The organism is Granulicella cerasi (genome assembly GCF_025685575.1).
Taxonomy (GTDB): Bacteria; Acidobacteriota; Terriglobia; order Terriglobales; family Acidobacteriaceae; genus Granulicella; species Granulicella cerasi.
The window spans coordinates 1-14,935 of sequence record NZ_JAGSYD010000003.1; the positions used below are offsets into that span (position 1 = coordinate 1).

Consider the following 14,935-nt stretch of genomic DNA (forward strand, 5'->3'; position numbering starts at 1 on the left):
GCATCAGCCTCTCGGCAGGCGGAGGAGCCGTTCGCTTCGCTCACGCCTCCTCCACCTGCCGCATCCTGCATCGATCCGAACTTGGAGATCACTGCGCTACACTAACAATCCAACTGGTACAAAATATCGGTCAGACCACCGTAGCACCGACCGGATGACATAGGCAACGCGGTCTGTCTTTCGGTCGCTATGGCTATCAGATAGTAGTCCACGATGCGAGCACGACCCGCCTCCGAAGAGGCGTCCCGCTCACAGTAACTCAGTGGTGAGCGAAGTCAACGACTATGGCGACCAGCCATTGAGCGGCGACGATGAACCACCACCACCCCCTCTTCCGCTCTCTGGCACGTAAGAGCAGCCCGCCCCACGCTAGATTTGCCAGGAGGAACGCACCTAAAACAGGTAGGGCTAAGGCCCATACGAAGGGCTCTCCTGAAATAGGAACCGCCCCTTGCTCCTGCGGTATTCGCCAGCCCCGAGATGCAAGCCAAAGGTAAACGACGATTCCGACTATATTGACGGCAGTAAACGTAAGGTCTAGCGGCTTCATAGGTTTGCCCGATGAGCGGTCTAGGGTATTGCTGGTTGACATGAATAACTCACCTTTCCAGCAGCCAGAGAGAAGCCAAGATTTCTGAACTGTGCCTGCTGCGAAGTAGCCCCATTGTTGGACATGAAGAACGCATACGTGTTCGAGAGCAAGCTCGCCATGCCTTGCGATGCGCCCGTTGCTTGAACGTAGGCTCCCACAGCTATATTGGCTGCCGGTATGTAGTCCTTGTAATACTGCGTGGCAGCGCCAGCCTGGAATCTTTGAAAGTCATAATAGCCACCTTGAGCCACAGCAGCTCGTGTTCCCGCCAGCCCGTTCGCTGCCCCATTCGCGGCTATATTGCTGACGCTGAATCCGGGCGGAGCGGGAAAGCTAACCCCAGTGCTCGTGGTGCAATTCAGATGGTCTGCGGGAAGCGTCATCCTCATGAAGGAACTGAAACCACCCATGGCAGTCACGTAATACCCTGCGTCGTAAGAAATATATCCATTGCCAAGATTACATCCTCCTGAACAAGACATAAACGCACTACCGAAATCGTAATAGAAGTTCTGCTCACCATAAGCGGACAGTGACCCTGATTGATTGCACCCTCGACCGTCGCCATCGTCACCTACTACAACGGATTCAGACCCATCATCATTTTTGAATGTATATGTCTGACATGAAAGGCCTGAAGGATCGAAAAAAATCAAGGCTCCAATTGGCTCCGATGTTCTTTGGGTCATTCGCCATAAAGCGAATATAGAGCGAATATCGGGTGTGGAGAATTTTACGCTTTTCATTCACTTAGAGGCGGCTATCAATACCTGAAAGCAGGAGGCACTGGAGGCCATCATCGAACGATCACGGACGACCGAAACCTACGCCATTTCTTCGCCTTTGTGGGGTCGGATGTGGGGTTAAAGACGCCCCCACAAACAACCCCACACGCATACTGATGTATAGTGATTTTGGGTGTTATTGCACTACGCTAAGTGATTGTGAATGATATACTTGCGCCGTTTGGGAAGCTGACGTTCTGCCACTGAACTACTCCCGCGCTCTGGAAAGCATTATAGCCTGCATGCAAACTGTGGTTATACAATCCCGTTATGCTTTCTGAGAGAACGACTTCCCCCACTGCGATGGGTGCTCCGCAAGTCTCTCTCTTGTTGCGCTCGCCGCGACTATGGTGGGCGTACCTCGCTCTCATCTCCAACGCGCCCCTGATGGAGAGCCTGCGCTGCTACGACCAAGTCGTATGCTTCGATCATCCACACCAGCTCTCCGCCGAGCAGCTCGCCACGACACAGCGCACCAAGTTTCTCCTGATCTTCTGGGACGGCATCTCCGACGACCAGCAACTCGCTGAGTTCACCGGCAGCTTTCCGAGGACGCTGGACGTCGACTGCGTCCTCGTCGGCGACAACGGTGCGACTTCGCCGCATCGATTCGCGACACACAACCTCTACGCAGAGGGCACCTTCAGCTTCTGTCCGAAATCACTCCGGCTCGATGCGCCGACGCGCAAGCAACTGCGGCAGACACACATGAAGAGCTGGCTGGTGCCGGTGAAGAACGTCTTGAAGCGCAGCGGCAGCTTGTCGGAAGCGCTGAGCCTGCTCTTCGGCGCGCGCCGCGTCGTTTTTTGCGGCGGCTACGGCTTAGACAAGGGCGTACTCGGCATGTTCGCCGATCGCTACCGCTCGAAAACATCTGTGCTGATGACCCGCTGCTGGAGCACAGGCATCCAGCACGAATCGCGCGAAGCTTACGTGGCGCATTACGGCGACGATCTGCTCGCGCTGCAGCAGGCCTACGCTTCCGGCGAGATCACCGCGCCATGCCTGGCAGCGTGCGTTCGTCTGCTGGACCGCGAATACTGCATCCGCCATCTGCAGCACACGAAAGTGCCGTTCTTCGTGAATCAGTTCGGCCAGAAGTACATCGACGTCTACACGACACCGTTCTACAAGCAACACATCTTCCTCGACTTTGGCAGCACCGTGGGCAACGGCAATTATCCCCGCCGCGCGGACCTCAGTTACTATGGGAAAACCATGATTGAAGTGCCGCTCATGGACTCCGCGGAAGCAATTTCGCAGAGTATCGTCGACGGCTCGCATACGTCCAGGCTGCATGAGCTCTGGGCTCCGCTTTTGCAACACACCGCACTGATCTTCGGTGCAGGACCAGAGGCCCCCTAAACGTGGACGGCGCAACCAAGAAGCGATTAGTGCTCAGTTTTCTTTCGAGCAGCGTCTCCCGTTTTGCTTCAACGGGCATTCAGTTTGTTCAGGTCCCTGTCTTCCTCCATTTCTGGAGCGTCGGCCTCTACGGCGAGTGGCTCATCCTCAACTCCCTGCCCACTTACCTTGCGTTCAGCAGCACGGGCTTCGGGACCGTGGCCGGAAACAAGATGGCGATGCTCTACGCCTCGGGTGATGAAGAGGGGTCGCTTAGGGTATTCCAGAGCTGCTGGTGGCTGATCGTCGCGGTGTGCGGCATCGTCACGATGGCGATCGCGGGCGCGTTGCTCTTCATTTCGCCGCATCATTGGCTGAACCTGCGCGATCTTTCCGATCACGATGCGCGCTGGATTCTGTTCATGCTCTCGCTGTGCATCCTCGTCGGCCAGCTGGAACAACTGCTTCAATCTGCGTACCGGGCCGTAGGTCGATACCCCTTCGGCACCCTCATCAAGAGCCTTCTGTCCATTGCGGCCTTCGCCTGCACGATGATCTCCGTCGCCGCCAGACGTGGTCCCATGATGACGGCATTCGCCTACGTTCTTGCAAACCTTGTCGGCACCCTGGTTCTCATCATCATGGTGATGCGTGACCTGAAATGGGTGAAGTTTGGCTGGGATCATGCGAGCCGCAAGGAGATCCGCGAGCTTGCCGGCCCGGCGATCGCCTACATGGCGTTCCCCGTTGGTGTTGCGCTCAACCTTCAGGGAACGCTGCTCGCCGTATCGTACGCATTGGGCCCTGTCGCCGTAGTGGTCTTCTCCACGGCGCGCACCTTCTCGCGCGGCGCGCTTCAGATGGTGCAGATGGTGAACTCAACCTTCGAGCCAGAGCTTGCCTTGTCCTTCGGCTCTGGCAAGATCGAGACGACGCGCACCCTGCATCGTCGTTCATGCCAGCTCGCGCTTGGCGTATGTACGGTGATCGTGGCAGGCTGTTTGCTGGTCGGCCCGTATGTCGTGACGAAGTGGACCGGCCACCATATTCCGCCGGACCGCACGCTGCTCGCGATCCTGCTCGCGGGTGTGATGGTCTATTCCCTCTGGGCGACCAGTTCGACGCTGATCTCGTCGGTGAATCGGCATCAGGGTATGGCTGCGGTTTATCTCTCGGCCACGGCCGCGACATGCCTCGCCTGCTTCTGGCTGGCGAAACATATCGGCCTGCACGGCGCTGCGGCAGGGCTGCTGCTCGCGGAAGTCTGCATGATGATCTATGTCGTTCCCGCGTCGCTTCGCATCGCGCAGGACACCTTCTGGGAGTTCGCCGCTTCGCTGCTTTCGTATCCGGCTTCGCTGCGGCCTTCGGCATTGCTCGCAAACGTTCGCGCACGTCGCAACGCCCAGACGAATTAGTTCCGAAGCTGCCATCATCCAACGCTGGATTGCTGATCTAGCGTTCTTCTCTCGCAGCAACATCTGCGAAGAGAGCCAGTCATCGGGCGGCAACGTTCTTTGCTACTGATGCTGCATTTCGATCTGGGTGAAGATGGCAACGAATAAAGGCTACACAGACCTACCAGCGGGGCCTCTTCGTTACGGTGTCAGCAGGAACGAGAAGGTGCATAGCGGACGACTAGCTGCACGGACACGATGAAGCAAAACTCTTTTTACTCAGGTCACGCATGCTCAAGCAGAAAGCTGACAGCGGATCTGCTTCCCCTATGCGCGTCGTGTCATCGAGCTTATATAAGCAACGACTTGAGCTGGATTCCGCACCTCTGAAAAGAAGAAGCCACCGCCAAGAGCATTGGCGGTGGCGTGAAAGAGTCGTTAGTTAGAAGTTGATGCGACCCACAAGTTGCATGGTGCGCATCGGCTGAGCATTGGTGATCTGCCCGAAGGTCGAGCTGTTGAAGGTCGGCGTCGTGCCCGTCACCGTCGTGGTGAGTGAAGTCGACGGGAACTGCAGGTTTACATGATTGAGCACGTTGAAGGCGTCCATGCGGATCTGGAAGTTCACCTTCTTGTAGATCGGAATGATGCGCGAGACCGATACATCGAGGTTCACTTCGCCAGGCCCGGTGATGCTGTTGCGGCCCAGTGTTCCCAGCGCCGCACGCGTGAGCTGTACACGCGAAGCACCGGTACCCGTGAAGGCCGGACCGCTCGGCGTCAGCGGGAAGCGCGGATCACTTGCGGGCATGAAGTACTGGATAGCGTTGCCCACGCGATACGGCGTGATGCGCAGAGGGTTGCTGTCGCCGTTCGGGCGCTGCGCGGTCACGTTGGGGATCAGGTTCGTCTGCGTGATGTTCACCGGCGAGCCTGAACGCATGATGAAGATCGGAGCGATCTTGAAGCCACGCGTCCAGACCGAGCCCTTCGTCGTGTACTGCACGGCGATGTTCAACGTGTTGCGAATGTCGAACGAGGAAGCTGCGTAGTCCTTCTCGCGCAGCGCCGGGATCGCCATGTACTGCGCGTGTGCTGAAGCGTTCGTCGGCACGCCGTTGCCGAAGATGCTCGAGTCATCGTCGCGGTTCTTCGCCCACGTGTAGTTCACGATGAACGCAAGGTTCGTGCTGAACTGACGACGCAGCGAAGCCTGCATGGAGTCATAGCGAGCGCGACCACCGGTGTAAACCGAGGTCCACGTGCCGAGGTTCGTGAACGGCTTGGCGTTCTGCTGCGCCGTGGTGGTGTTCGCGAAGGCCACGGCATCCCATTGCGACTGCGGGACGGTGTTGATAGGAATGTTCAGCGGAAGATGCACGGCGTGGTTGCCCACGTAGTTCACTTCCAGCAGCATCGCCCACGGAAGCTGTTGCTGGATGCCGAGGTTGTACTGCTGCACGAGCGAGAGCGGATCGAGCTTGCCGTATTGCACGCCGGAGATGGTCAGCGGGTTCGAAGCAGAGGTGCCGGTCAGCACTGCAGCGGGGTTGTTGAGGTCGCGCACGCCATTCAAGGGCAAGCCCTGTGAGAGCGTAAAGGGCTGCGCCACGCCCGAGCCGAGGTTGTTATACGACGAGGTCACGTCGTAGCCGGGATACGCGATCTGTCCGCCGAGGTTCGACAGCACGAGACCGTAGAACATACCGAAGCCGCCACGCACCACTGTGGACGGATGGGCGCTCCACGAGAAGCCAACGCGCGGGGAGAAGTCGAGCTTCGGTGTCGTGATGTTCAACGCGTTGGTCGCGTTCTTGCCAGCCACGAGCAGTTGGCCGTTGCTGTCGTTGAAGCGCGAGTAGATGTTGTTCGACACCGTCTGCGGGCTTTCGTACTCATAGCGCACGCCAGCGTTCACCACTAGCGATGGCGTCACACGATAGTCGTCCTGCAGATAGAGAGCGTAGTTGTAGTTGCGGCGACCTGTAGGAGGCTGCGGCAGCTCATAGTTGCCGGTCTTGATCTTGCCGTAGAGGAAGTCTGCGAGCGCGTTCGCGGGCACGCCGCTTACGCTGTTCGCGCTGGTGATCTCACCCGTGAAGGCGAGCGAGCCGTTGATGTACGACGCCGGATTGTACGAGTTGAACTGGTTCTTGCGCAGGCTGAAGCCGGCCTTGAACGTGTGCGGACCCCACGTCTTCGTCACCGAGCCAAACGGCGAGAAAGTGTTCGTCACGTTGAACTGCGTATCGTTCGTCGTCGCGCCCATCGCGGACTCGCCGGTGATGTTCAGATACGGCAGTTGATCGAGCGGCGTCGACGGGATCTTGAAGGTCGTCGCCACGTTCGCGTTGCCGCCGGTCGGGTTGCGGTAGGAGCCATAGCGGAAGAAGCCCATGTGAATCTCGCTCACCAGCGTCGGCGAGAAGATATGCGTTTCTCCGAGCGAGCCCATCCACGCTTCCGTGCAGGCGCAATCATAGCCGGTGTTCAACAGGAGATCGTTGAAGGTCGGGACCTGCGGGGAGCTGTCGGTGAAGCGATAGACCGAAGCAAAGATGCGGTCGGACTGACGAATCTGCTGGTCGAGACGTGCGTCCACACGCTGCGTCTCAGGACGCGTCGTTGTCTGGTAAGCGAAGTTGTTCGTCGAGCGGCCGGGGTTGGTCGCATCCGGCGTTCCCGCCTGGTTCGGCAGCGGCAGGCGCGCGAGAATTGCCGCGGCCGCGGGATCAATCGCGGTCACCTGGTTGTTCACGAGCGGAACCTTCGTGACTGGGTCCACGATCACCGTGTTCGTCGCGTTCGCAAAGTTGCCCGAGCGCCATGCTGCGGAAGGAACCGTCGCCGTTGACGTCGTCGGCACGATGCGCTGCGTGCGGTCGTAGTTGATGAAGAAGAAGGTCTGGTTCTGGCGACCGTAGAGCTTCGGCACGAAGAGCGGGCCGCCGATGCTGCCACCAAACTGGAAGTAACGATCACGTCCACGCTTGATCACCGGGTTCGCATTGCGGTTGGACCAGCTATTGGCGTTCAGCGCTTCGTTACGCACCAGCGTGTAGAGGTTGCCATGGAAGTCGCTGGTGCCGTACTTCGTGCTGACGGTGATGACGCCGCCCGAGGTGCGGCCAAACTCCGCAGGAGCGTTCAGCGCAAGCACGCGGAATTCGGTGATGCCATCGGGCGAAGGCAGCGCCGCCGTGAAGCCGGTCGAGGGCACCACGAGCGAGACACCATCGAGCAGCAACTCAGTGTTGAGCGAGCGGCTGCCGTTGATCGAGATCTGCTGCTGGTTCACATTGGTCGCCGAGCCGCCGTGCGCGATGCCCGGAACAATTGCCAGCAGGTTATACGCGTCGCGCGACTGCAGCGGCAGGTTCTGCACCTCGGCCGGGGAGATCAGCGTGCTGATGTTCGAGCTTTCGCGGTCAAGCTGCTGTGTGCTGCTCGCCTGCACGTCGACCTGCTCGTTTGCGCCGCCAATAGCAAGCGCGACTTCGAGCGAGGTGGTCTGCGAAACGGAGACGGTGATGTTGTTCAGCGTCTTCTTGCTCATGCCCTCAGCGCTGACGGTCAACTGATACTCACCCGGGGGAACCTGCGGCGCGACGAAGGAGCCGTTCTCCAGCGTCTTGCCGGTGTAGACGACGACCTTCGTCTCCTGGCTCTTCAGCGAGACATCCGCCCCTGAGACGAGAGCTCCGGTGGAGTCGGTGACGACGCCACGAACGGTAGCGTTCGTTCCCTGCGCATACGCTGACGGAGCGATACAGGCTGTTCCGATGATCCCGCCCGCAAGCAAGCTCACCGAGGTGAACGACACCGCAGCTCCTATCGTACGAAGGTTCTTTGCTAGGCGCGACTTCTTACCAGCTACTGTCTGGCGGGCTTCCATTTCTGATGACTTCCTGTGCTTCATGGCTCTCCTCGAAGAGGTGCTCAGCCGTCTTACAGCGCGGCGGAACCCACTCTCAGTGCAACCCGAGGACTGTAGGAAGGTGAATCAACGGCTGTTTAGGGCCTTACCGTTAATCGCGGCACGCAGCGCCGCGAAAACGCGTAAGTCATTTGTTGACCGCGTCTTACGTGGGAGCAATACGTGCTGGACAACGACGTATGATACGTCCCTGAGGCCACCAGGATTCCAAAGGCTGACTGACAGCATGTATCATACGGCGTAGTTCGCGGCGCGTTGAGTGCCTCAGAAATGCCTCAATTCAAGCGGTTGAGGAGATGGTCACCATGTCACAGGTAGCGCTCGACACACTTACCGGAGAAGACCGCCGCGAGATCGATCAGGAGCTCGAGCTCATCCTCGCGCACACGCTCTTCCGGCACAGCCGCCGCTTGCCTGCATTCCTGCAGCATGTTGTCCAGGAGTCACTGAGGCATGGTGAGGCTGCTCCGCTGAAGGAACGCACCCTTGGCGTCGAGGTATTCGGGCGTAAGCCGGACTATGACACGAACGCCGATCCGATCGTTCGCGTCACGGCGACCGAGCTCCGGAAGAAGCTCGCACAGTATTACTACACAGACGGCCGCGAGAGCCGCATCCATATTGAGCTGCCCCCGGGAACCTACCTTCCGCTCTTCCGGCGTCAGACTGCGCCGGTAGCGGTGGAGGCTCCGGCGGCGGAAGCGGCTGTGCCTCCTGAGCAGGCTGCCAGCCATACGGAATCTCCAGCGAGCGAAGTACCCGCCTTTGGCGAAACCCGTCCGTCTGCGACTCCGTGGAAGACGCTTTCGCTCCTCCTGGCAGCGCTGCTGGTGATCACGATTGCAGGCTACTATCCTGTGCTTCGCCGCAACGCGCCTGCACCCATTGACACCTTCTGGACCTCGTTCGCGGGGAGCGCAGGCACGACCGTGATCGTAATGCCGGTGATTCGTCGCGTTCCGGTGGCCGAAGTCGTCTCACCGAGTTCGGTCTCCGTGACGCCGAGTCTCTCGATTGAGGACACCACGATTGCGTCACGGGTGGCGGGACGGCTGGAAAAAGCGAACCTCAAATATTGGCTCGCTTCTTCGTCAGACATCAGTTTCTCCGAACTACGCACGGGCCCGGCGATCTTCATTGGCGCGCTCGACAATGCATGGACGTTACGCTTGAGCAGTGATCTGCCCTTCCACTTTGAAGAGTCGGCGGATAGCCGACAAGCCAGCATCGTTTCTCGCGACGGGAAGACGAAGTGGACAGTAGACATCACCACGCCGCATCAGCGCATTGCGCATGACTACGGCATTGTGGCGAAGTTCCGCAGTCCGCTGTCCGGAGAGCCTTCGGTGTTGATCGCAGGTATCTCATCGCAGGGCACGCAAGCCGCAGGAGAGCTGCTCACCTCCTCTACGGTCTTCAAAGACGCGTTTGCAAAACTGCGCGGTGTTGAGAACTTTGAGCTCGTCGTTGAAACCCAGGCGGTCGATGGACGCGCGGGACCTCCGCACATCGTGGCGCTAAAGACCTGGTAGCAACATCGGACGATGCCGTGATCGGAGCCTGACTCAATCACCTGCGGCCCCAAATACATTGTCTTTGCTTCGAGAGGACTTCCAGGGATAAACGTGTTGCGTCAGAGCGCGCAGCGACGGCGATCTTCGCGAGTCCACTCACGGACCGACCGTGACCCCGATTGGAAATTGGAGGCGTTTCTTGCCCCAGATTCTAAGGTGAAAGCCTGGTAATCATTGGTGGAGCTGAGCGGGATCGAACCGCTGACCTCCTCGTTGCGAACGAGGCGCTCTCCCAGCTGAGCTACAGCCCCACGAGAGCACATTCTGCGAACCTCGACCCGTATCTTGCTCCGGGGAAGCTCACTTCCTGCGATGGAGATTAGTCTATCAGCAGACGGCCCTGGCTCCAAGCTGCATCTGATGGTTTGGGCAGTGCCCGGAGGAAAACTCGCATGACACCGCAGGAACAACAACTGATCGATGGTCTGGTCGATCGTATTCGTTCAACCCAGGCTGTCGACAAGGATGATGAAGCGGACCGCTACCTGCACTCCAAGCTGGATAGCGTGCCGGATGTGCTCTACCTGCTCGCGCAAACCGTGCTCGTGCAGCAGTACGGGCTGGACAATGCGCAGGGGCAGATCACTGGACTGCAGCAGCAGATCGACGAGATGCAGGGACAGCTCGAAGATGCGCAGGCGCAGCTTGCCCAGGCACAGCAGAAGAAGCCCGGGAGCTTTCTCGGCAAGATCTTCGGCACGGACGAGCAGCAGCCGCAGGGTGGCTATCCGCCGCAGGGATATCAGGGACAGCCGTATCCGCCGCAGGGCGGACAGTATGCGCCCGTGAACACGGGCTATCCGCCGCCTCCCCCGCCCTATGGGCAGCCGAGCTATGGGCAGCCGATGGGCCAGCCGGGCTACGTGCAGCAGCCTCCGGCGAGCGGCGGCTTCATGCGCGGAGCCTTGCAGACTGCTGCGGGTGTCGCCGCCGGCGCTATGGTCTTCGAGGGCATGGAGTCCATGTTCCGCGGCTTCGGCGGCAGCGAGCATGAGCGCCCCACCGAGGTGGTAAACAACAACTACTACGGCGATGAGAGTCGCGAGCATGAGCACCGCGAAAGCGGCGACGACAGCAGCTTCTACAACCCCTCACAGGACGCGAGCCGCCAGGGCGTCGATGGCGGAAGCGAGCATCGTGGGTTTGCCGACACCGACAACGACAACTCGGGCTTCGACGACAACTCGTCGAACGACTTCAGCGACGGCGGCGACTATGACGACTCCGGCAGCGATGATGGCGGTGGTTTCGACGATGGCGGAAGCAACGACGACAGCTTCTAGCTGCTTGTAACAAACAAAGGAAACGCCACGGAGATCCGTGGCGTTTCCATTTGCGTTGGACTAAGCTTTGCGCGCCGGTGGCTGAAGGCCGAGTTCGGCCATCACCTGCTGCAAATCCTTCCAGGCTTCGCCCTTTTTGGCGGGGTCGCGCAGAAGATAAGCGGGGTGGAAAGTGACCATGAGCTTGGCACCGCGAATTGCGAGCCAGCGGCCGCGCTGCGAGGTGAGCGAGTCGTTGTTGCCGCGGAGGTAGTTTGCGGCAGTCTTCCCGAGCGCGACGATCACCTGCGGCTGCACGATGTCGATCTGCTTCAGCAGGAACTGCGAGCACGTCGTTGCTTCTACGAACTCAGGCGCGCGATTGTTCGGCGGACGGCACTTCACGATGTTCGCGATGTAGACCTCTTCACGCTTCAGTCCCATCGCGTTGATCATGTTGTTCAGCAACTGCCCTGCCTTGCCGACGAACGGCACGCCGCTGAGGTCCTCGTCCTGCCCCGGGCCTTCGCCGACAAACATCAACCGCGCGCTCGGCGAGCCATCGTCGAACACGATATTGTGGCGGCCGGCGTACGCGAGCGGACAGCGTGTGCAGTCGCCGATCTCTGCGCGCAGGGCGGCGAGAGCGGCCGGTCTGTCCGCCGCAGGAACGCGCTGTGTCGGCAAGGGCGCAAGTTCATCGAAGCTCTTGGGCTTGGGCATGGGAGCGGAAAGTTCTGGCGGAAGCGGCGGAGGCGCGTCATCGCCGAAGAATGCAGGCGCGTCGCCGCGCGGAGGCGCCGTAGCAGGGGGACGCGGTGCGGCCACAGGCGGCGTGGGCGCCGTACGCGCTGCGAAGGCTCCTGCGGCAGGTTGCACAGGACGTGGCTGCTGCGCGGCGGGCGCAGCTGCGCGCGCAGCCGTTGCGGGCGCTGCGGACTTCACCGCAGCTACCTTGGAGGCAGCCTCCAGCAAGCGCGTCCGTACGTCCTCCGGGAGCACCGCTGTGGGTGCTTCCCGGGCGTACAGATCATAAACACCCATGTCGCGCAGGTAGTCGACGTAGGCGCGCAGTTGCTGTTCGGGCGACGTTGCCATCCTCTCCAGATTACCGCGAGAGGCTGTGCGTTAGGCTGCCGGTTCGATCAGCGCCGTCTTCTTCGGCATGACCGTGTAGGTCACCTTGCCGTGGCGGATTTCATCCTGCGCCACGCGGCATGCCTTCAGCGAGTTCGACACACCCAAAGGAGGCGCACCCGACTGCAGTTGACGTGCACGACGCGCTGCGCCACGCACAAGGCTGTACTTATTCTGTAGAAGTTCTCCGTTGATCATGTTGCCCTCCGCTACTTGCCGCTCAGAATTCGGTAAAGCAGAACCACAACAACCAGTCGCCGCACGCCAGCCAGCGTGTCAGCGCTTTTCCTACACTTTCGACAACCCTACGTCGAAACTCGCCAGGGCCGCCTCGAGCTTGGGAGAATGCTCGCTCGTGCGGCAGCGCGCAGACTCCGCGCTCAAATCCTCATCGCAATTTTCATGGCGCTCGCAGAGCACGATGGAGCGCATTTCGCTCACGGCCTGCTCCAGTTCATCGTTCACCAGCGCGTACTTGTAGCTGTCGAGCTTCTCGAGCTCCTGCCGCGCTTGGCGCAAACGCTTCTCGATCACCGACTCGTCGGTGACACCTTCCGCCTGCGAACGATGACGCAAACGCTTCTCGAGAATCTGCGGGCTTGGTGGGAGGATGAACATCGACACCGCTTCGGGCACGCGTTCCATCACCTGCAAGGCACCCTGCACATCGATGTCGAGCAGCAGGTCGTGACCACGCTTGCGCGCGTCATCGAGCGCCGAAAACGCCGTGCCGTAGTAGTTATCGCCGAAGACAACGGCGTGTTCGAGGAACTCGCCGGCCGCGATCATCTCGCGAAACTTTTCTTTGCTGATGAAGTGATACTCAACGCCGTCCTGCTCGGACCCACGCGGCTCGCGCGTGGTGTAGGAGACAGAGAACTCGAGGCCCTGCACAAGACGACGTGTCTCATTCACGAGCGTTGATTTGCCCGATCCGCTAGGCGCCGAGATGATGAAAAGTATGCCGGCCATCGCTTCCGTCTGTGTGCAGATGAGTTAACACGAGTGTATCCCGAAGCCTGTGCAGAACTCGTCCCGCGACGGATATTTTTCTAGGCCACGCCTTCGAAGCCGGCCGCGTTGTCGTCGCCGAACTGCAATTGATAGAGGTGGCTGTACATGCCGCCCTTGGCGAGCAACTCCTCGTGTGTGCCGAGTTCGGTGATACGACCGTGCTCCATGACGGCGATGCGATTCGCGCGACGCACGGTGGAGAGCCGGTGCGCGATGACGAGCACCGTGCGGTCCTGCATCAGGTTTTCGAGCGCGGCTTGCACCGCAGCTTCGCTCTGCGTGTCGAGCGCCGAGGTCGCTTCGTCGAGGATGAGGATCGGAGCGTTCTTGAGCAGCGCACGCGCGATCGCAAGACGCTGGCGTTCGCCGCCAGAGAGGCGCGCGCCGCGTTCGCCGATCACGGTGTCGTAGCCCTCCGGCAAGCGCAGGATGAAGTCATGCGCGAGCGCGGCTTTCGCGGCCTCCTCGATGCGCTCCATGGGCACATCCGGCTGGCCGTAGGCGATGTTATTGCGCACCGAGTCGTTGAAGAGCACCGTCTCTTGTGTGACCTTGCCTATCTGCTTGCGCAACGAGGTGATGGTGAGGTTGCGCAGGTCATGGCCGTCGAGCAGGATGCTGCCGCCGGTGACGTCATAGAAGCGTGGCAGCAGGTTCACGAGCGTTGACTTGCCTGCACCGCTGGGGCCAACGAGCGCCACGACTTCGCCACGCTTCACGTTGAGCGAGATGTCGTGCAGCACGTCCTTGGTGACGCCGCCGTCGGCGGTGTAGCCGAAGCTGACGTGATCAAACGTGATGCTGTCGCGGAATCCCTCGAGCTTGGTCGCGCGCTTGCGTTCAACGACCTCGTCCTTCTCGTCGATGAAGCGGAAGATGTCGTCGCTGGCGCCCATCGCCTGCTGAAAGGCGTTGTAGTAAACGGGCATCTTGCGAACCGGATCGTAGAGCACGATCACGGACGCCAGGAAGGTGATGAAGATGCCGGTCGTCCAGTTGCCATGCACGATGCGGTCACGACCGAAGAGCAGCAGCAACGCAATCGCCACGGCGCCAAGCGCATCCATCAGCGGCGACGAGATCGACTGAACGGCGATGGAGCGCATGTTCGCGGTCTTCAGGCGATCCGCCGCAGAACGGAAGCGCGCCATCTCCCAACGCTCCATGCCGAATGCCTTCACGATGCCGTTGCCAGTGATGGTCTCCTGCATGATGTTTTGAATTTCGGCGAGCTTGTCCTGCCCACGGCGCGTGGTCCGGCGCACGCTGCGACCGATGCGACGCGAAGAAGACACGATGACCGGCACAAAGAGCAACAGGATCCAGGCCATTTTGCCGCCGACGAGCACGACGACGCCGATCATAAAAATCAGCGTGAAGATCTGCTGCAGGAAATCACTAAGCACCGTCGACATCGCCGACTGCACACGTTCTACGTCGTTGATGAGCGTTGAGATCAGCGTGCCGGTGGTGTGGCGCTGGAAGAACGCCGTAGATCGGCGCAGCACGGAGTTGTAAAGATCATTGCGCAGGTCGGTGATCATGCCGAAGCCTGCCTTGTTCGCCAGCAGCGTTCCGAGGTAATCGCAAAGTGACTTCACGATCGCCGAGCCGATGAGCGCGAGCGCAACGACGGTCCATGCGTTATGGAAGTGATGCGGGATGATGCCCTGAAGATTGACCGTCCGCGTGGTGTGCGGGATGACAAAAGTGAGCACTTTGTCCGGCGAAGCCGCAGCGCTCAGCACGTTGTCCACGATAGGTTTGATGAGCAGAATGCGGAACGCAGAAAGGCCGCCGACGACGGCCATAAGCAACACCGAGGCGGACACATGCGCGGAGTAGGGGCGCATGTAACTAAGCAGGCGCAGGAATCGATTCATCGCTGCACCT

The 14,935-nt window shown here is 60.0% G+C and carries 10 protein-coding genes and 1 tRNA gene; 4 read left to right on the forward strand and 7 right to left on the reverse strand.

The window, feature by feature from the left end; all coding sequences use genetic code 11:
- Window positions 1–570 precede the first annotated feature (570 nt).
- Window positions 571–1,248, reverse strand: a complete 678-nt coding sequence (locus tag OHL11_RS09525) for a hypothetical protein (protein ID WP_263371279.1) — start codon at window positions 1,246–1,248, stop codon at window positions 571–573.
- A 432-nt stretch (window positions 1,249–1,680) separates the two neighbouring features.
- On the opposite strand from OHL11_RS09525, the gene OHL11_RS09530 reads away from it, so the two are divergent.
- Window positions 1,681–2,742, forward strand: a complete 1,062-nt coding sequence (locus OHL11_RS09530) for a hypothetical protein (RefSeq protein ID WP_263371280.1) — start codon at window positions 1,681–1,683, stop codon at window positions 2,740–2,742.
- A gap of 29 nt (window positions 2,743–2,771) precedes the next feature.
- Entirely contained in the window at window positions 2,772–4,139 is a 1,368-nt protein-coding gene (locus tag OHL11_RS09535) for a lipopolysaccharide biosynthesis protein (RefSeq protein ID WP_263371281.1), read from the forward strand.
- 421 nt (window positions 4,140–4,560) lie between these two features.
- Here the strand turns inward: OHL11_RS09535 and OHL11_RS09540 are convergent, their stop codons facing one another.
- A complete protein-coding gene (locus OHL11_RS09540) occupies window positions 4,561–8,013 on the reverse strand; it encodes a TonB-dependent receptor (protein WP_263371282.1) in 3,453 nt (1,150 codons plus the stop codon).
- 347 nt (window positions 8,014–8,360) lie between these two features.
- Between OHL11_RS09540 and OHL11_RS09545 the strand changes: the two genes are divergently transcribed.
- Window positions 8,361–9,587 (forward strand): hypothetical protein, encoded by a 1,227-nt coding sequence (locus OHL11_RS09545; RefSeq protein ID WP_263371283.1) that lies wholly within the window; start codon window positions 8,361–8,363, stop codon window positions 9,585–9,587.
- A gap of 217 nt (window positions 9,588–9,804) precedes the next feature.
- On the opposite strand, the gene OHL11_RS09550 is transcribed toward OHL11_RS09545, so the two are convergent.
- Window positions 9,805–9,880: transfer RNA gene (locus OHL11_RS09550), tRNA-Ala, on the reverse strand.
- Window positions 9,881–10,021: 141 nt separating this feature from the next.
- Here OHL11_RS09550 and OHL11_RS09555 point away from each other — a divergent pair.
- Window positions 10,022–10,912 (forward strand): DUF2076 domain-containing protein, encoded by an 891-nt coding sequence (locus OHL11_RS09555; RefSeq protein ID WP_263371284.1) that lies wholly within the window; start codon window positions 10,022–10,024, stop codon window positions 10,910–10,912.
- 60 nt (window positions 10,913–10,972) lie between these two features.
- Here the strand turns inward: OHL11_RS09555 and OHL11_RS09560 are convergent, their stop codons facing one another.
- From OHL11_RS09560 to OHL11_RS09575, 4 genes are all read right to left on the reverse strand, one after another.
- Entirely contained in the window at window positions 10,973–11,989 is a 1,017-nt protein-coding gene (locus OHL11_RS09560; RefSeq protein ID WP_263371285.1) for a uracil-DNA glycosylase, read from the reverse strand.
- A gap of 30 nt (window positions 11,990–12,019) precedes the next feature.
- The gene (rpoZ, locus tag OHL11_RS09565; RefSeq protein WP_263371286.1) at window positions 12,020–12,226 is read right to left on the reverse strand and encodes a DNA-directed RNA polymerase subunit omega; all 207 of its coding nucleotides are present in this window, start codon (window positions 12,224–12,226) and stop codon (window positions 12,020–12,022) included.
- A 90-nt stretch (window positions 12,227–12,316) separates the two neighbouring features.
- Window positions 12,317–13,000 carry a guanylate kinase gene (gene gmk / locus OHL11_RS09570; protein ID WP_263371287.1) on the reverse strand — a complete coding sequence of 228 codons (684 nt, stop codon included), beginning with the start codon at window positions 12,998–13,000 and terminating at the stop codon, window positions 12,317–12,319.
- Between the two features lie 80 nt (window positions 13,001–13,080).
- Window positions 13,081–14,925 (reverse strand): ABC transporter ATP-binding protein, encoded by a 1,845-nt coding sequence (locus OHL11_RS09575; protein ID WP_263371288.1) that lies wholly within the window; start codon window positions 14,923–14,925, stop codon window positions 13,081–13,083.
- Window positions 14,926–14,935: the final 10 nt, after the last annotated feature.